General features: G+C 39.7%; 16 protein-coding genes. 6 read left to right on the plus strand and 10 right to left on the minus strand.

Features of this window, described 5'->3' with window-relative positions; genetic code table 11:
- Positions 1–27: 27 nt before the first annotated feature.
- From H5079_RS06230 to H5079_RS06240, 3 genes are read left to right on the plus strand one after another with little or no spacing between them, the layout of a single operon-like run.
- Complete coding sequence (locus H5079_RS06230) at positions 28–666, plus strand: ATP-binding cassette domain-containing protein (RefSeq protein WP_182683716.1); 639 nt, start codon at positions 28–30, stop codon at positions 664–666.
- A 16-nt stretch (positions 667–682) separates the two neighbouring features.
- A complete protein-coding gene (locus H5079_RS06235) occupies positions 683–1,327 on the plus strand; it encodes a CDP-alcohol phosphatidyltransferase family protein (protein ID WP_182683717.1) in 645 nt (214 codons plus the stop codon).
- Positions 1,320–2,111, plus strand: a complete 792-nt coding sequence (locus H5079_RS06240; protein ID WP_182683718.1) for a sterol desaturase family protein — start codon at positions 1,320–1,322, stop codon at positions 2,109–2,111. Before H5079_RS06235 ends, H5079_RS06240 begins: the two co-directional genes overlap by 8 nt.
- Positions 2,112–3,081: 970 nt before the next feature.
- Here H5079_RS06240 and H5079_RS06245 read toward each other — a convergent pair.
- From H5079_RS06245 to H5079_RS06255, 3 genes are all read right to left on the minus strand, one after another.
- On the minus strand, positions 3,082–3,408 hold the full coding sequence (locus H5079_RS06245) for a hypothetical protein (protein WP_182679044.1): 327 nt from the start codon (positions 3,406–3,408) through the stop codon (positions 3,082–3,084).
- Between the two features lie 166 nt (positions 3,409–3,574).
- The gene (locus H5079_RS06250; protein ID WP_182683719.1) at positions 3,575–4,051 is read right to left on the minus strand and encodes a hypothetical protein; all 477 of its coding nucleotides are present in this window, start codon (positions 4,049–4,051) and stop codon (positions 3,575–3,577) included.
- 541 nt (positions 4,052–4,592) lie between these two features.
- Entirely contained in the window at positions 4,593–6,113 is a 1,521-nt protein-coding gene (locus H5079_RS06255) for an aldehyde dehydrogenase family protein (RefSeq protein WP_011329851.1), read from the minus strand.
- A 185-nt stretch (positions 6,114–6,298) separates the two neighbouring features.
- Between H5079_RS06255 and H5079_RS06260 the strand changes: the two genes are divergently transcribed.
- Positions 6,299–7,201 carry an AraC family transcriptional regulator gene (locus H5079_RS06260; RefSeq protein ID WP_182683772.1) on the plus strand — a complete coding sequence of 301 codons (903 nt, stop codon included), beginning with the start codon at positions 6,299–6,301 and terminating at the stop codon, positions 7,199–7,201.
- 110 nt (positions 7,202–7,311) lie between these two features.
- Here the strand turns inward: H5079_RS06260 and H5079_RS06265 are convergent, their stop codons facing one another.
- Both H5079_RS06265 and H5079_RS06270 read right to left on the minus strand, forming a co-directional pair.
- Positions 7,312–8,634 (minus strand): carbohydrate porin, encoded by a 1,323-nt coding sequence (locus tag H5079_RS06265; protein WP_182683720.1) that lies wholly within the window; start codon positions 8,632–8,634, stop codon positions 7,312–7,314.
- Positions 8,635–9,322: 688 nt separating this feature from the next.
- Positions 9,323–9,718 carry a hypothetical protein gene (locus H5079_RS06270; protein ID WP_033012968.1) on the minus strand — a complete coding sequence of 132 codons (396 nt, stop codon included), beginning with the start codon at positions 9,716–9,718 and terminating at the stop codon, positions 9,323–9,325.
- A gap of 189 nt (positions 9,719–9,907) precedes the next feature.
- On the opposite strand from H5079_RS06270, the gene H5079_RS06275 reads away from it, so the two are divergent.
- Entirely contained in the window at positions 9,908–11,128 is a 1,221-nt protein-coding gene (locus H5079_RS06275; protein WP_011329847.1) for a Xaa-Pro peptidase family protein, read from the plus strand.
- An 81-nt stretch (positions 11,129–11,209) separates the two neighbouring features.
- Here the strand turns inward: H5079_RS06275 and H5079_RS06280 are convergent, their stop codons facing one another.
- The gene (locus H5079_RS06280) at positions 11,210–12,085 is read right to left on the minus strand and encodes a DMT family transporter (RefSeq protein ID WP_010553617.1); all 876 of its coding nucleotides are present in this window, start codon (positions 12,083–12,085) and stop codon (positions 11,210–11,212) included.
- 97 nt (positions 12,086–12,182) lie between these two features.
- Here H5079_RS06280 and H5079_RS06285 point away from each other — a divergent pair, with 97 nt between their 5' ends.
- Complete coding sequence (locus H5079_RS06285) at positions 12,183–13,082, plus strand: LysR family transcriptional regulator (protein ID WP_010553616.1); 900 nt, start codon at positions 12,183–12,185, stop codon at positions 13,080–13,082.
- Positions 13,083–13,131: 49 nt separating this feature from the next.
- On the opposite strand, the gene H5079_RS06290 is transcribed toward H5079_RS06285, so the two are convergent.
- The 4 genes from H5079_RS06290 to H5079_RS06305 all read right to left on the minus strand — a co-directional run bounded on the left by H5079_RS06290 (position 13,132) and on the right by H5079_RS06305 (position 17,187).
- Positions 13,132–13,512, minus strand: coding sequence for an STAS/SEC14 domain-containing protein (locus H5079_RS06290; RefSeq protein ID WP_182683721.1), 381 nt, complete (start codon positions 13,510–13,512; stop codon positions 13,132–13,134).
- A 117-nt stretch (positions 13,513–13,629) separates the two neighbouring features.
- On the minus strand, positions 13,630–14,322 hold the full coding sequence (locus H5079_RS06295; RefSeq protein ID WP_011329844.1) for a cupin domain-containing protein: 693 nt from the start codon (positions 14,320–14,322) through the stop codon (positions 13,630–13,632).
- A gap of 175 nt (positions 14,323–14,497) precedes the next feature.
- On the minus strand, positions 14,498–15,970 hold the full coding sequence (locus H5079_RS06300) for a carbon starvation protein A (protein WP_011329843.1): 1,473 nt from the start codon (positions 15,968–15,970) through the stop codon (positions 14,498–14,500).
- A gap of 302 nt (positions 15,971–16,272) precedes the next feature.
- Positions 16,273–17,187 carry a carbohydrate kinase gene (locus H5079_RS06305; protein WP_011329842.1) on the minus strand — a complete coding sequence of 305 codons (915 nt, stop codon included), beginning with the start codon at positions 17,185–17,187 and terminating at the stop codon, positions 16,273–16,275.
- Positions 17,188–17,189 lie beyond the last annotated feature (2 nt).

The raw sequence follows: 17,189 nt of genomic DNA on the forward strand, positions 1-17,189 counted from the left end.
AAACAGTATTGAGTTAAAGGTTTTTTAATGCAGTCATCTTTACAGATTAAAAATTGTCAGCTTTATCGCCAAAACGAGCGACTACTTAGCTTAAACGAGCAAGTTAATGGCGGTGAAATTCTAACAATTATGGGCCCATCGGGCAGCGGTAAATCAAGCTTATTAAACTGGCTTACAGGCACTTTACCCAGTGGCTTTAAAGCCACTGGAGAGGTGTGGCTTAACGGTAAAAATATAAATGATTTACCCACGCATTTACGCCATATTGGCGTACTGTATCAAGACGCTTTATTGTTTTCGCACTTAAGTGTGGCGGGTAATATTGCTTTTGCTATGCCCAAAGGGGACAAAAAACAACGCATTGACAAAATAGCACACGCACTTGAGCAAGTCGGTTTAAAAGGAATGGCCAATCGCCATCCCGATAGCTTGTCGGGCGGCCAACAAGCACGCGTTGCCCTATTACGTCTGTTATTAAGTGAGCCAAAAGCTATTTTACTCGATGAGCCTTTTAGTAAGCTCGACACGCAACTGCGCGTTGATACCCGTGAACTGGTGTTTAGCCAAATACGCCAACATAAACTGCCTGCCATTATGGTAACGCACGATCATAGCGATTACGACGCTGCAAACGGTAAACTTTTCACCTTAAATACTGTACTTTAAGCGCACAAGGCACCCTATGTTAGATAAATTTATCACCCCTGTAATAAAACCACTGTTAAAGCCTGTGGTAATGCTAATACATAAATGCGGCATAACACCCGATCAGCTAACAGTATTTGGCTTTTTAATTGGCTTGCTCGCTGTGCCATTACTTGCTTTTGAAATGTGGTACGGCGCATTAGCTGCCATTGCTTTAAATCGCATTTTAGATGGGCTTGACGGCGCACTAGCACGCCATGCTAATTTAAGTTCAAGCGCTGGCGGCTTTTTAGATATTACACTCGACTTTTTATTTTACGCGGCCATTCCGCTTGGCTTTATTTTGGCAAACCCCGAACAAAACGCCATTGCAGGCGCAATATTACTCGCTGCATTTATTGGCACGGGTTCAAGCTTTTTAGCCTTTGCCATAGCCGCTGAAAAGTTTAAACTCGAAAAACCACAATTTAAATATAAAAGCTTTTACTACTTAAATGGTTTAACCGAAGGCACAGAAACAATAGCGCTATTTATAGCCTTTTGTATTTGGCCGCAGCACTTTGCCCTCCTCGCTGGCATATTTGCTTTTGCCTGTGCCATTACCATATTTACCCGTATACATGGCGGCTACTACACACTTAAACAGCAAGAAGCCAATGAGGTTATAAATAATAATGACTAACGAAGTTTGGTGGCGACTCGGTTGCTTTTTTAGCATTTTAGTCATAATGATGCTGCTTGAATGGCGACAGCCCGCAAGGCAATCGCCCATTAAAAGCAGCACTCGCTGGTTTGCAAATTTTGGCTTAGTGTTTGCCTCATCTATCATTGCGCGCTTAGCCGTACCTATTGGTTTAACCGCAGTAGCACTTTACAATCATGAGCACAGCATTGGCTTATTTAACCAACTAGCCATACCTAGCATAGTAACCATAGTGCTAAGCCTTGTACTGCTCGATATACTCATTTATTGGCAGCATAGATTGTTTCATAAAGTGCCACTATTATGGCGTTTGCACCGCGTACACCACGCCGATGCGCATGTAGATACCAGTACCGGCCTGCGCTTTCACCCCATCGAAATTGTGCTCAGCATAGTTATAAAACTCATTGCAGTTACTGCACTTGGCGTACCCGCCATTGCCGTACTTATATTTGAAATCGCGTTAAATGGACTCGCCTTGTTTAACCATGCAAACATACGCCTACCAAACGCCATTGAAAAGCCACTGCGCCTTATATTAATGACGCAAATATTGCACCGCATTCACCACAGTAGAGTAGTGAGTGAAACAAACTCAAACTATGGCTTTAGTGTAATTTGGTGGGACAAACTTTTTGGCAGCTATAAAAGTGAGGCCAAAAAAGTCGACGCAGAAATAGATATTGGTTTGGTTGAATACCCAAGTGCTAAGCAAAACGCCTCGCTTTGGGGGTTACTCATCATGCCGTTTAAAAACAAGTAAAAACAACTATATTGCACATCACACAATACCAATCTACTTAAAAGCCTTTTGATGTAGGTTGGTATAAATAAAATACTCTATGAATACGCCAGGTGAAAACTTTAAGGGTGTCTGTATAATTTCTAAATTTTTAAAGCAAAAATTTGTAGAATGGGCTGGCTTTACTATTCGTTATTCATTTTGGGCTAAAGCGTATTATGAGCAACAAAAAGCCAAGGGTAAGCCGCACAACAGCATTATTAGATCACTGGCATTTAAGTGGATAAGGATTGTATTTAGGTGTTGGAAAACGAATACACCCTACGATGAATCAACTTACTTAATCGCATTGAAAAGTAAGGGATCACCGCTGTTAAAATTTGCGGTGGAAAGTGAGCTTTAGTGCTTGCTGTCCACCTCAGGGCGTGTTGTTAGCATTAAATTATCTGTAAAGTTCAAGATTGTCTTTGTTGAATAAAGTAGGTGTAATTTTATAATAAACAGCAAACCAACCTGTTATTGCAACGATGACTCCGATATTGTACTCAGTAAAAAAGGGGATATAAGTTAGTAATACAACGATTAATAATAAATAAAGCAAAAATGTAATCCAAAATAATTTTGAACTGACCAACTTCAATCTTACATTACAGTCAGCACACTTAAAGTAAAGTGGAAATACGGAAAAAGACAAACTGAAAGGTTTGATGTTTTTAGTACAATTAGGGCAAATAGACATAAACTTCCTTGTAATGCTAACTAGGCTGTAGAATAACTCCAACAGCCAAAATTAATTTAAAAACGAGCTCCTACAATTAATTCTAAGCGCTTTTAGAGCATTAGGTAATGCATTTGGAACCCATAAAACAGGCTGTTTTTCTTAAAAAAGAGTAATTCTATAGCCTCAACGCCCAAATAATGGGATTTTATTGCTGGCTTACAATGTTGAGGAACGAAACAGCCAGCTGTAAAATTACCGTTGATTTGCTTGTTATGTGTTTTTACTCTGATCTTGTTTGATGATTTTCAGCAGCAAATCCATTCTGCGATTTGTCTTTTTACTTTCAGCCGTAACCATGCCTTGTACAAAAGACGAAGCAAAGAAAATAACACACATTATTTGAAATAACTCAGTTTCAATTGTGAAGAAACTATTTGCAATCAGTAGTAAGCCAAATGGCGCAATAATAGAGAGAAAATCTTTAAGTCCCCAATGATTTGAACCAAGCTTATCAAATTCTTCTTTATACTTTTGAAGGTCAGAAATACGTTCTAATTCTATCTTCGCCTCTACCATTTTTACGTCATCATTATCCATTGAAATCACCACACTCCTGAAACACATAACGCCCTAATAATGGGCAAAAAATTGTTGGCTAAAATAGTGAACGCAGTGAACAAAAGCCAAGCTTTATTTGTCCCTGTTAATGCGCTTGTTAGGCGCACATCAGGAAACATAACTTAATTAATAAACAAGCTGGCTTTTAAGAAATATCTGAACCATCTATCATACATAAGTTATCTTGTTCAATTGCGTCCTTTAATTCAACAATATCCCGTAAGAAAAGTTCACTAGTATTAGGGATTGCTATTCGAAAGGTATGCTTTAACTCTATAGCTTTAACGCTACCATTTGGAAAAGAAGCATCAAGTTCTTTTTCAATTGCAAACAGGCCATTCCCGTTAGGTTCTATATTAAAATCACCACCATCAACTATATGCCTAACGACACAGTTGCTTACAGTCGGCAACTCTTCTTTTCCGATATCTATAGTTGTAATTTGACCTTTATGATCTGAATCTAACCTTCTATAAACATAAATAACGGCTTTATCTTCGACAGGTTTAAACTCGAGTAATTCCTTATATTCTTCAGTCCCTTTTTGAGCTGTTGGTATTGTTGTACAACCACTAGTTAAAATTGTTGCAGCAATCGCTGTTGCTATAAAAAGCTTTTTCATATGTGTACTTATCCTTGTTGGAGTTGTTGTTTAATTAAAGTGATACGCAATGATGGCAGTGCGCCTAACAGCTTATTGAACACCACTATGGGGGTTTATAACACCCCAAAACGGCGTATATTACATAGCTTAATAATTCCACCAAACAACTCTAATGTAAACAAGTAATTACATGTGTTATAAAATTGCCTTTGTTAAAATGCCCCAAAACGACTTTTAATAATGTTATCCGACAAAGCCGCAACTATTGCCAATTTATACAGTTATTAATTATAAAATTTAGCTTGTATGAAACACCCTTTTTTAACACGGAAAAAAGAACACATATAATGAAAAGTGTGCAAAAACACGATTGATGCTTACCTTCAATGGGTATGGGTTACAACTTTTATGTAATTTCATGGTACGCACTATCCTAGTGCTAGGAGCGTTTACGCGGTTGAGTCGTTTTAAATTCATTAAACCAATATACAAAAAAGCGCTGCAAATATGCAGCGCTTATTACTTAATGGTTGTTGTATTTAAGTTTAAACTTTTTTGATTAAAAGAAGCCGAGCGGATCTTCGCTGTAGCTTACTAATAGGTTTTTAGTTTGTTGGTAGTGACCCAGTGCGAGTTTGTGGTTTTCGCGACCAATACCTGACTTTTTATAACCGCCAAACGCGGCATGAGCCGGATACATGTGGTAACAGTTAGTCCATACACGGCCTGCCTCAATTTTACGCCCCATACGATACGCTTGGTTCATGTTGCGGCTCCATACACCGGCGCCTAAACCAAATTCAGAGCTATTGGCAAGTGCCAACGCTTCGGCTTCGTCTTTAAAGGTCGACATTGAAATAACCGGGCCAAAAATCTCTTCTTGGAATACCCGCATGTCGTTGGTGCCTTTTAATAGCGTAGGCTGAATGTAATATCCGCCGTTAAGATCATCACTTAACTGCTCTACGTTGCCACCAGTAAGTACTTCGGCGCCTTCTTTTTTACCTATTTCGATGTAGCTTAATATTTTATCGAATTGCGCTTTAGACGCCTGCGCACCTACCATGGTTTCGGTATCTAGCGGGTTACCACGTTTAATTTGTGCAGTGCGCTGTAAAATGCGTTCAATAAATTGCTCGTAAATATCTTCTTGAATAAATAGTCGCGATGGGCAAGTACATACTTCACCTTGGTTAAAGTAGGCCAGTATTGCGCCCTCTATTGCTTTAGATAAAAAAGCGTCGTCTTTGTCCATTACATCGCTAAAGAAAATATTGGGTGACTTACCACCTAGCTCTACCGTTGATGGAATTATGTTTTCGGCGGCGCATTTTAAAATATGTGAACCCACTGGGGTAGACCCCGTAAAGGCGATTTTAGCAATACGGGTGTTGGTAGCCAGGGCTTCACCTGCTTCTTTACCAAAGCCATTAACTACGTTGAGTACGCCCGCTGGCAGTAAGTCGCCAATCACTTCCATCAGCACTAAAATAGAGGCAGGGGTTTGCTCTGCTGGTTTTAGTATTACACAGTTACCCGCAGCTAAGGCTGGGGCTAGCTTCCACGCTGCCATTAGTATTGGGAAGTTCCACGGAATTATTTGCCCAACTACACCTAACGGTTCATTAAAATGATAGGCAACGGTAGTTTCATCAATTTCACTAATACCGCCCTCTTGTGAGCGCAGGCAACCTGCAAAATAACGAAAGTGATCGGCGGCTAGTGGAATATCGGCCGCAAGTGTTTCGCGAATTGCTTTGCCGTTGTCCCACGTTTCGGCAACTGCAAGTAACTCTAAGTTTTGTTCAATACGGTCGGCTATTTTTAGTAATACGTTACTACGATCGGTAACCGATGTAGTACCCCACTGCGCTTTTACTGCATGGGCTTTGTCGAGCGCAAGCTCAATGTCGTCTTTGTCGGAGCGCGCTACTTTGCAAAACACTTTGCCGTTTACAGGGCTAATATTTTCAAAGTACTGGCCGTTTACTGGCTTTACCCATTCTCCACCAATGTAGTTTTCGTATTGCGCTTTAAAGGTAATTAGTGCATCTTTTTCGCCTGGATTTGCATAAATCATAGTGACACTCTCTTGTTGTTATTAGCTAAAAGTCGAGCTATTAAATAAGTCTTTTTGCTTTATATTTAATCAAGTGCTGTTTTATAATTAATCAGCATTGATTGACATTAGACTATCAAACACTTAAAAGCATGTATTGCTGTCCACAAAAGTTGTCTATGAGTCCAGATTTAAAAGGGATTAAAATGCATACTCCGCAATTAAATAAGCAACGTCAGCAATTAAAGGTGCTAATTGAAAATAAAGTGACCTTTGCTGCCGATAATAGCGAGCTAAGTATTTACGATACTTATCAAAATGCGCAAAAAGTAGCTTTGCATTCAAAAGAATTACTTTTTTGCGCCATGCTTAGTGGTAAAAAGGTAATGCATGTAGAGAGCTGCCAATATCATAAGGCATTTTTACCTCACGAATCCTTTGTGTTAGCACCAGAGCAAGGGGTATTAATTGACTTTGAACAAGCATCTTTAAACGCGCCTACTACCTGCCTTGCTATTGAAATAAGCACAGACAAAATAACGCAGGTGGCTAATGCACTCAATATTGAGCAACGCTTTGCCAGCGATGACTTATTTGCCTATACACCGCAGCTAGTACATAGCCAACATAATAGCCAAACCCAACAACTTTTAGCGCGTATGGTGCATTTATTTAGTGAGCCCGACGAGCAACGAGGTTATTTAATCGACTTATCGTTAAACGAGCTTATTACCCGTTTGCTACAGCAACAAAGTCGCGATTTATTACTAAAACATGGCAATAATCCGCAGCTTAAAACACCGGTAAATAATGCTTTGCAATACATAGAAGAGCACTTAAATGAGGCATTGGATATAGAGAGGCTGTGTAAAATTGCCTGCATGAGTCGCAGCAAGTTTTATCAACAATTTAAGTTGGCGTTTGGTACTAGCCCAGCACTGTGGCAGCAGCAACTTAGGCTTAAAAAAGCCTATAGTAAATTGTTACAGGGGCGCACGGTTAGCCAAGCGTGTTATGAGCTGGGTTTTAATTGCCCTAGCCATTTTAGCCGATTATTTAAACAAGCCTATGGCGTACCACCAGCAAGCATTGCCAAAAAAAACCATTAAGTGATGGTTTAGATTAATTTTATAGCGAGGTTAATTAACGTTTCGTAGGCACTAAATGCGCCTACGAAACTTATTTTATTGTATTTTTTATGGCGCATTAATACTGCGTATTAAAACCAAATTTCAACCTGAGCGCCTGCAACTAAGGCACTTTCGTCGCCCTCTTTGCCTGCAACACTTAACCCAGACTCTTGCCCAGCAGCCTTATTCCAATCAAAGTTACTTAGATAAAAGCGTAACGATGGACGCGACCAATACTCGGTAGAGTCGGCGGTTGCTTGTAATGCTAGCGCATATTTCATGAGTGTTTGCTCATCGTTTTCAATGCCGTTTGTTTTAGTTTGATAAGCGTTATAACCCACTTCACCAAGCACACTCCAATGCGGCGATATTGAATAATGCGGGCGCACACCAACACTTTTTAGGGTGTGGTAATCAGATGATTTTTCGTACATTACCATGTAATCTAGTTTAAATTTTTCGGTAATATCAACTAAGCCATTATTAAAAATACGAAAGCCACTTGAGCTGCTATCTGCCGCATAATCAAAGCTTCCGCCATCAGTACCGGCAGCGCCTGGGTTTTGCGCCATGGCGCCGGTACCATATTGAATCACTGTTTTTTGATCAACATTGCCTAACTGCTTTTGCCATTGCACTGTAAAAGTTCTGCCATCGGTAAGCCCTGCTTCATCAATTGCATCATTTACAAATAAGTTTTGCAGTGCAAATACCACTTTACCCGCATCGCCTACATCCATTTCATAGCGTACGTCGGCCATAAAGTTTTGATAGTTAGTATCTGCAGTGGCTTTGTTACCTGTAAGTTCGCCCTCGCCACCATAAGTGATGGCAGCAAGATGCAGCTTATCGGTTTCATTTACCGTAATGTCAGACACACCCACGCCGTTACCCGAGCTTTGCATATGTTTGTAATCTAATATATGTACGCTACCAACTGCCTTATCGTAATAATATCTGCGGCCAATCCATAGCGTACCATTATCGAGTAAGTTATCAGTTTCTACATAAAGCTGCCTTGAGCGTCTAGACCACTCCTCCGTTGCGGTTGGATCTCTTGAATCCCCGGCAAAGTCCATCATAAATACGGCTTTAAAATTAACTCCATTTAGCTGCTGTTTTTTAGTCAGCTGAAACTCGCTGTAGTCTCTGCATTCGTTACCTAAGCGATAATAAACCCCATCATTTTTAGGGTGGTTTAGTGAATAACAAGAGCCATTATTTTTACTGCCACTCCCTATAATGGTGTTTGTACCTGAGCGAAAATACCCATTAAATTCAAACCCATTATCCAATTCTTGCTTAGCTTTAGCGTCATCCTGCGCTTGCATTTCATTATTAATTAACTGTTTAACGTATGCAATATCTTCATCCGATAAACCAGCGGGGCGCTCTGCTGCGTGAACACTCATTGTAGCTGCGCATAATATTGAAAGTAGTGATAAAGAGGGTTTAATTCGTTTGTTATATTTCATGTTTACCATAGTCGTTGTGGGGTTACATTAAATGTATTTGCAGCGCTATTTAATTAAATGCAGCCGTAATTTAGCTAAGCAGTGCTGGTTGCTAGCTACAAATACGAAATTAGTTACTTTTAAAGGTAGAGTTTTTAGTTAACTTTGTGTCAGTAAAAATTAAAGGCATATAGCTGTTAACTTTAAGCTAACTGTTTTGGCGCTAATAATGATCAGCTACGATAACTCGTAGTAAATGAGCTGTGATCAGTAATAACCAATTTGAAAAGGATTTTATCCAACCACTGGAGGTTATTCAATATAGCAAACAACGATAGTATAAGATTTTACAGGGGTCACAAACCATTGATTAACAAGGGCAAACATAAAGTAAACATAACAAAAACACAGAGGAAACAATGAGCCCACTTACTTACATTTCAGCGTGAAAAACCACCGCGCAATAATTAAACCAATGACGAGTTTTTTGATTATCTGCGCAACTGTAAAATTAATCTGGTAGCTGTAAAACGAGTGTTAGGATGAAATAAAAGAAGAGTAAACAGAGTATAAAACGCATGGTAAGCTCCCTCAAAAGCGCTGCACTTAAACGCTATTAAGGGATAACGAGGGGATTTAAATCAAGCTAAATCAAACTAAAATAACTAAAAGCACATAAACTAATACCGGCTAATAACCATACTAATCCGTAGCTTTGCCAAAGTATTGCGTTATTATAAACCTGCTGCGGGTTATTTTTGTCAACTAACAGTGTGCAGGTTTTACCTTGTTTAAAACGGGTAAACATTTTTTCACGATATTCCACTAATACACTGTGCACCTGCCCATCAAAACGAAAACTCACTAGCATAGTTGGCTGATGCAACATTTCGGGTGCTGTTATTTGATTATTTGCCACGGCAGTTATTTGTTCTACCACACAAACCCGCCAGTGGCGTTTACTTACTTTACATTTTAACCAGCGTACAAATGGCAAAGTGCCAATTATTATAAATAAAACCCCCAACCACAACAGAGCCATACAACCACCTTTGTTTTTATTTTTATAGTTTACTAAACAACATACGCAGCAATCAAACTGCCTAGCACTTAGATTAATATAGCGCATTGGCTTTATTAAATACATGCTCAGATTACAAAGTTTTACCGCAAGCAACTTGCAGTTAACCTGCCGCACAAGCACAATAGCCGCATAAAAGAGGAGATCATTATGACCACAATTGGTATTGGCACCCAAACCAAAGAACAAGCACTCGCTAGCTTAAGTAATATGACCAGCGATTTAACCCCTATTCAACCGGCAGAATATTTATCTCGTATAGCCAAAGCGCAAACGTATATGCAAAACAATGGCATTGATGCCATTTATTTAAATGCAGGTACTAACCTGGCTTATTTTACCGGTATGCGTTGGTATGCAAGTGAGCGTTTAGTTGGCGCAATTTTGCCTGCTAAAGGTGAAGTGCAATACATAGCTCCTTATTTTGAAATTGGCTCACTCAATGGTTTTAAAGTAATTGACGGGCCAATCCGTGGTTGGCAAGAGCATCAAAACCCATATCAGTTATTTGTTAATATATTAACGGAAATGGGTATTGCGGCTAATGGCACTATTGGTATTGACGAAAGCGCGCAGTTCTTTATTTTTGATGGTATTAATAAAGCGCAAACGGGCTTAAATTTAGTGAATGCTCAACCTGTTACAGCACATTGTAGAATGCATAAATCAGCCAATGAGCTGGCGTTAATGCAACGCGCTATGGATATGACCTTAGTGGTTCACCAAGCTACGGCAAGCATGCTGCACGAGGGTATTAGTACCACTGAAGTTGAAGAGTTTATAAAGCTAGCGCATCAAAAAGTAGGCGCGCCGGGTAACTACTTTTGTATCGTGTTATTTGGGCTTGCAACGTCATTTCCGCATGGGGTAAAAGATCCGCAAATCCTTAAAAAAGGCGACATGGTACTTATTGATACTGGCTGTAAAGTACATGATTACTTATCTGATATTACCCGCACTTATGTGTTTGGTGAAGCAACTGATCGCCAACGTCAATTTTGGAATAATGAAAAAGCAGCACAAATTGCAGCTTTCAATGCAGCAAAAATTGGCGTGCCATGTGAAGACGTAGATACAGCTGCGCGCAGCTACTTAGCTGAGCAAGGTTTAGGCCCTGATTATCAAACACCTGGTTGCCCGCACCGTACAGGCCACGGCATTGGTTTAGATATTCACGAATGGCCTTATTTGGTAGGCGGTAATAAAACGCCACTAGCCGCTGGCATGTGTTTTAGTAACGAGCCAATGCTGGTTATACCGGATGAATTTGGGGTGCGCTTAGAAGATCATTTTTATATGACCGACAGTGGTGCAAAATGGTTTACCGAGCCTAGCCACAGTATTGACGACCCGTTTGGTTTACAAAAGTAATATAAGCGAAAATTAACTTACATTTGTTTATTTGGCTTAAACACTAAGTACTACTGCGCAGTGCACACCACGCGCAGTAGTTTATTTTGTGAGTTGACGTTTAACCAATCGCTGTTTGTTTTTTTGTACGTTAGCCAACCATACTAAGGGTAAAATAATTAACGATGCGCCAATTATTAAGCCAAGTGTAGGCACTTCGCCAAACCAAAATAAACCAACAACGACAGCCGCCACTAAGCCACTATATTCAGCGCTAGCAACTTGGCTCGATTCGATTTTGCTATAAACATACACGCAAATTCCCGCATAAATTAAAATAAACAGTGTAGAGCCAAACGCAGTAATAAGTGCGGCCCAATGCCATGGCTCGTTTTCCCACAGCGCCAAACCTAATCCCACAGGCATACCTACTAAATTGGTAAGTAACAAAGTTTGCATAATACTATGATGTTTAGGTAACTTTCGTATTAGTACATTATTTATTGCCAGTGTAATTGCGACTACAAGTGCAAATATAGCCGCCCAATTAATGTCGGTAGGCTGAATAACAATAAGTACCCCTATAAAGCCAATAACAGCCACAGCTATGCTGCTTTTTGTTAGCTGTTCACGAAATATCATTACTGCTAAAGGCAGCATTAATAAAGGCGCTGCATAAAAAATAGCGTTAGCGGTTGCAAGCGGTAAAGCTTTGAGCGCAAACACCATAAATATAATACCAAATAACCATACATGTCCGCGTACCGCATGCCATTTTAAACCGGCAAATAAATGTTTTTTATTCGCCGACAAACAAAACGGGAGCAAAATTAATACTGCGGTAAGTTGGCGCATAAATACAAACTGAAACGTGGGGCTTTCTGCTGGTAAAGTTTTGATTATAGCATCAGAAAAAACCGCAATAATATTACCCACCACAAGTAATGTCATGCCTAAGCCAACCGATATTTTTTGCATTGTTACTCCGTGCCCGCAAATTAAAAACGCTAGCATAGAGCAATTCGTTTAATTATGTATAATGATTAAAATACTTTTAGCATGAGTTTAACTAATAATGAAATTGCCCCCATTACGTGCTGTTCAGTGTTTTGAATCTGTAGCGCGATTAAATAGTTTTTCTAAAGCGGCTGAACACCTTAATGTGACGCAAAGTGCCGTGAGCCATCAGGTTAAATTACTAGAGCAATATTTAAACGAGCCGCTATTTAACCGCAGTGGTCGTAGCTTTTCGTTAACCGACGCGGGCAATCGTTACTATCAAGAAGTGAGTCATTCATTAACCAGTTTAGCCTCTGCCACACAAAAAATACGTTACGGCGAGCCTGGGCATATTCGTTTAGCACTTTATAGCTCGTTAGCTGTAAAGTGGTTAATACCGCGATTAGAAAGCTTTAAACATGACTCGCCAGATATCGACTTAACTTTAAATATGATTGTAGATGAGGCGGATTTTAGCGACCGTGTTGCCGATTGTTTTATTACCACAACGCCACCTAAAGGTGAGTTTGTCAGCTTATTTTTATTTGCAGAAAAGCTTTACCCTGCTTGTGGCAAAGGCATGTGGCAGCAATTAAAAAATCAATCGCTGCCCAATGAATTATGGAAGCACCCGCTGTTGTCGGTGCAGTATGATGAGTCAGAGCAACGTAGCACCAATGACTGGCAGCAATGGTGTAAAAGCGGCGGCTTTGAGCTACCTAAAAACGTAAGAGTTAATCACTTTAGTCACGTTATACTGGCCGCAGAAGCTGCGCGTTATAATTTAGGTATTACGCTTATTGATGCGTTTTTTATTGCCTCACAGCACGATAACCACTTAGTTAAGTTGCCACTGCATGGAGTTGAAACCGGCTGTAAATTTTATTTTGTATATAAAAAATCGCGAGCAAAACAAACCGATATTATTACCCTAAGCCGCTGGCTAAAAGCCCAGTGGGCCGAGGTTAAAAAATAAAAACACATAACTTTACTGCTATTTTATTTATACTTACCACACATTAATACTACTCTTGTAGCCACTCAATGGCTGTGGTGGCGTTTTCAAAGTAGGCTACTTTACCTGCTACAAACCAGCCCGCTACTTTGGCCAAGGTTGCTTGCCACTCTTTATTGCCGTAAACAGCCACTTTTTTAAAATTGTTACCGTGTTTTAACCCAAGCTTTAAGTCATCCCATGCGGCTCTAAGCTCCCAACCTTCTAATTGTGAGCCATCTATCAGCACTTTAACTATAGGGTGATCCACTTTACTTAGGGCTGAGTCGATCATCGGTGTAATAATCTTATAATCTTTGTGAGTTAATGTACCTACCGCTTTTAGCGTTAAAAAAAACTCACTTCCTGAGCGTTCAATGCCAATAGATAAACCGTGCGTTAAACCAACCATAATAAGTACTCTTACAATAAATGTACTTTGAGTATAGGTGATAGCTTAGCGCTCATACTGATACAACTCAAAGCTCAGCTATAACGGGTATTTTGCTACTTCATTTGAAGTGGTTAATTATGCATTTTTTAATCGAGTGATTTGGTTTGCTACATCAGTTAAATAACCGGTTTTAAGCCAGACTGTTGCGCCTGTACTTCCTGCTTTAGCATTAACAGTGCTATTAATAGGCACTCTTAACCAGCTATTTTTAATAAGGGTATCTGTTTGCTCGTTAAGCAACCCCTCAAGTACTAACAGCTCAGCCCCATCCTTTGCATTTATAACCATGTCGGCGTTAGGTTTAAAGTGCAGTAAGCTTACCTCTTCAAAGTTATCTTTATATAAAGAAATTACGCTAACATTATTAAACTGGGGGTGCGTAACGCCTTGCATTTTTTTAGTGTGTAAACACACATGCTGTCTATCTTGTGGTTGAAACTGCCACAATTTTACAAATATTACGCAGCCCCCCTGAGATCCCGGTTTGTGCTTTGACTGGGGAGGATTGCGAATATAACTACCTACAGGGTAATCGCCGTGCTCATCTTGAAATACGCCATCGAGCACTAAAAACTCTTCACCACCTGTATGTATATGCGGCGAAAATTCACTGCCAGGCGCATAGCGCACTATGCTTGTAGCGCGGGCAACTTCATCGCCTACTCTGTCCAAAGGGCGTCTATGTACTCCCGCCATTGGCGAGGCTACCCATTCCAGTTTTTCACTATGTACAACAACGCGCTTACTAAAATCAGCGGCTATTTTCATTTTTTTTCCTAACTCAGTTAAAGCAATTAACAAATAATAACAGTTATATTGGTAGCATTAAATTAAGTCATGTTATTTAGCCGTAAGTGTGATGGAGCTTTTATTATTAGGCATAAAAAAACGAGCAGGTTTAACTGCTCGTTTTTAATTAACACTTATGATTTATAGTCATTTTTTAATTAATAACTTTTACTCTACCTTTGTGCTTAGAGTGCACTATGGCAAGTGTAATAAAGCCAATCACTGCTACCACTGCACCAATTGGTTTGCCCATATCACTTGATAGGTTAAGACCAATTGCCGCTGTCATAATATATGAAAGCGTCACTGCTGTGGCGATTACTGCAGGAATACTGGCAATCCAATGGAATGCACCGCGGTCAAACAAGTATTTAGTTGCCAGCCATAATACGCTAGTAGAAAGCAGCATGTTTGAGAACGCAAAGTAGCGCCAAATAAGCGAGAAGTCGAGCTTAGTCATAAAGTAAGCAATTGCTAAAATTGGAATCGCTACTAATAAACGGTTACGTAAGCTTTGTGGAATATTAAACGCATCAACTACAGTTAAACGCAGTGAACGAAACGCAGTATCACCTGAAGTGATTGGGAATACAGCTACAGCAATAATAGCCATAACACCACCAAATACACCTAAGTAGCTATTAGCAATATGATTAACTACTAAACCTGGGCCACCTTGATCAAGTAATGCTTTTAAACCTGCATAACCTTCTGGGAATGCTGCAATACCAGCAAGTGCCCAAACACAACCAACAATACCTTCACACATCATGGCGCCGTAATATACCGGGCGTACATATTTTTCGTTTGTTAAACAGCGTGCAATAATAGGTGCTTGTGTTGAGTGAAAACCACTAATAGCGCCACAGGTAATTGTTATAAATAACAATGGCCACGTAGGTAAACCATCCGGGTTAGGCTCTAAAAAGTCATGTGCATGATCGCCACTAAAGTAAGCTAAAAAGTCACCTGCAACAGGTAAGTGTGGTGCGTTAATTAATAACGAAACTGCAATAGCAACTGTCATTACAATCATTAAAGCGCCAAAAATTGGGTAAAACTTAGTAATAATTTTATCAATTGGTAGCAAGGTAGCTAAAAAGTAATACGCTAAAATAGCCAACACCCAAAAGGTGTTATTTGCCAGCATTGTACCTTCAAAAAAATCAAGGTTACTTAATAAGCCCGCAGGGCTCATAATAAATACTACGCCTACAAAAAATAGTAGCATGGCAGTAAATATCAGCATAAAGCCTTTAAATACAATGTTGTAGTAATGTCCGGCTATTTCTGGCAGGCTTTTCCCGTCTTCTTTTATACTCATAACACCTGAGAAGAAGTCGTGAACAGCACCACCTAACACGTTACCTAGTACAATCCAAACTAGTGCAACGGGCCCGTATAAAGCACCAAGAATAGGACCAAAAATAGGACCTACACCGGCGATGTTTAAAAATTGAATTAAAAATGCACGCACAGGATGAATAGCCACGTAATCAACACCTTCGCTAAAGCGCTGTTGTGGTGTTTCAATCGTTGAGTCTAAACCTGCTTGCTTTTCAACAAAGGGACTATAAAATTTATAACCCAGTATTAAAATTGTGATGCAGATAAAAAAGATGATCATAAAGCATGTTTCTCTTTTTGTATTTGTATTAAAGAGCGCACTGTTTGCCGCTCCGGCCTTTCATTCCGTGAATAATCGACGAACATTAACAAAGGATTAATATTCTTACTATAAGACGTTTAGCTAATACTATAGTCGAATAAAATAACTTAGACCTATTTCGTGGCCTTATTGAACGTTAACTGTGCAGAATGTAAAAATTTAGAGTAATAAAAAAGGCAGTTTTACTGAGTAAATCTGCCTTTTTTATTCTGCCCGATAAGTTATCGATAAAAATTAATAATACCTTATCACCAATTTATTTATGGGTTCATAAACTCATTTATTTGTTGATGCGTTAAAGTAGGTGTTGCTCCGGCACTTTCGGCGACCATTGCGCCAACAGCGCAAGCAAAGTCAACCGCATGTTGTGCGCAATCACTACTGCACAGCTGATAAATTAGCGAGCCTAAAAACGAATCCCCTGCGCCAACTGTATCAACAACACTAATTAAATAGCCTGAGTTATAGTAGTTTTCGCCTTTAATGGTGAGTAATGCGCCATGGCTGCCTTTAGTTACACATAAATATTCGGTATTAGTTTGTGCAGCAATAAAGGCTAAGTTTTGCTCAAGCGAATGAAACTTACAACCCATAGCTTTAGCAATTTCGTATAGCTCTTCGTCGTTTAATTTGATGAAGTCGGCTTTGTTCATTAAATCTACGAGTGTTGCTAATGTGTAGTGAGGCGCACGTAGGTTTACGTCAAATACTTTAAAGTTTGCTACATCAACTAATTGATTTAATGTTGCCAAAGACGTTTCGCTTCGCCCTATTAGGCTGCCAAATACAAATACATCGCTACTTTTAACTTTACTCAGTAACTCATCTGTAAGCGCTATATTATCCCATGCTGTATCTGCCACTATTTCATAACTTGCTGAGCCACCACTATCGAGTGTTACCTCAACCGTGCTGGTTTTTTTGTCACTGTTAATAGCAATATAATCGCAGCTTACGCCTTTGCTCGCAATTTCGCCGAGCAGCTCAGCGCCTAACTCGTCGTTACCAACGGCGCTGATCATGTCGGCTTTTATGCCCAGTGAGTTAATACGCACACACATATTAAGCGGCGCGCCACCTAGGCGTTTACCAGAGTCAAAACAATCCCACAGTACTTCGCCAAAGCAGCTAACACTTACGTTTTCGCCTGATTTATGATTAATTAAAATACTCATAA

This window comes from Pseudoalteromonas sp. SG44-5, from assembly GCF_014164175.1.
In the GTDB taxonomy this organism is placed as follows: Bacteria; Pseudomonadota; Gammaproteobacteria; order Enterobacterales; family Alteromonadaceae; genus Pseudoalteromonas; species Pseudoalteromonas nigrifaciens.

Coding starts and splice junctions, on each gene's coding strand:
- H5079_RS06230 (WP_182683716.1), top strand. CDS start 28: ATGCAGTCATCTTTACAGATTAAAAATTGTCAGCTTTATCGCCAAAAC.
- H5079_RS06235 (WP_182683717.1), top strand. CDS start 683: ATGTTAGATAAATTTATCACCCCTGTAATAAAACCACTGTTAAAGCCT.
- H5079_RS06240 (WP_182683718.1), top strand. CDS start 1,320: ATGACTAACGAAGTTTGGTGGCGACTCGGTTGCTTTTTTAGCATTTTA.
- H5079_RS06245 (WP_182679044.1), bottom strand. CDS start 3,408: ATGGATAATGATGACGTAAAAATGGTAGAGGCGAAGATAGAATTAGAA.
- H5079_RS06250 (WP_182683719.1), bottom strand. CDS start 4,051: ATGAAAAAGCTTTTTATAGCAACAGCGATTGCTGCAACAATTTTAACT.
- H5079_RS06255 (WP_011329851.1), bottom strand. CDS start 6,113: ATGATTTATGCAAATCCAGGCGAAAAAGATGCACTAATTACCTTTAAA.
- H5079_RS06260 (WP_182683772.1), top strand. CDS start 6,299: ATGCATACTCCGCAATTAAATAAGCAACGTCAGCAATTAAAGGTGCTA.
- H5079_RS06265 (WP_182683720.1), bottom strand. CDS start 8,634: ATGAGTGTTCACGCAGCAGAGCGCCCCGCTGGTTTATCGGATGAAGAT.
- H5079_RS06270 (WP_033012968.1), bottom strand. CDS start 9,718: ATGGCTCTGTTGTGGTTGGGGGTTTTATTTATAATAATTGGCACTTTG.
- H5079_RS06275 (WP_011329847.1), top strand. CDS start 9,908: ATGACCACAATTGGTATTGGCACCCAAACCAAAGAACAAGCACTCGCT.
- H5079_RS06280 (WP_010553617.1), bottom strand. CDS start 12,085: ATGCAAAAAATATCGGTTGGCTTAGGCATGACATTACTTGTGGTGGGT.
- H5079_RS06285 (WP_010553616.1), top strand. CDS start 12,183: ATGAAATTGCCCCCATTACGTGCTGTTCAGTGTTTTGAATCTGTAGCG.
- H5079_RS06290 (WP_182683721.1), bottom strand. CDS start 13,512: ATGGTTGGTTTAACGCACGGTTTATCTATTGGCATTGAACGCTCAGGA.
- H5079_RS06295 (WP_011329844.1), bottom strand. CDS start 14,322: ATGAAAATAGCCGCTGATTTTAGTAAGCGCGTTGTTGTACATAGTGAA.
- H5079_RS06300 (WP_011329843.1), bottom strand. CDS start 15,970: ATGATCATCTTTTTTATCTGCATCACAATTTTAATACTGGGTTATAAA.
- H5079_RS06305 (WP_011329842.1), bottom strand. CDS start 17,187: ATGAGTATTTTAATTAATCATAAATCAGGCGAAAACGTAAGTGTTAGC.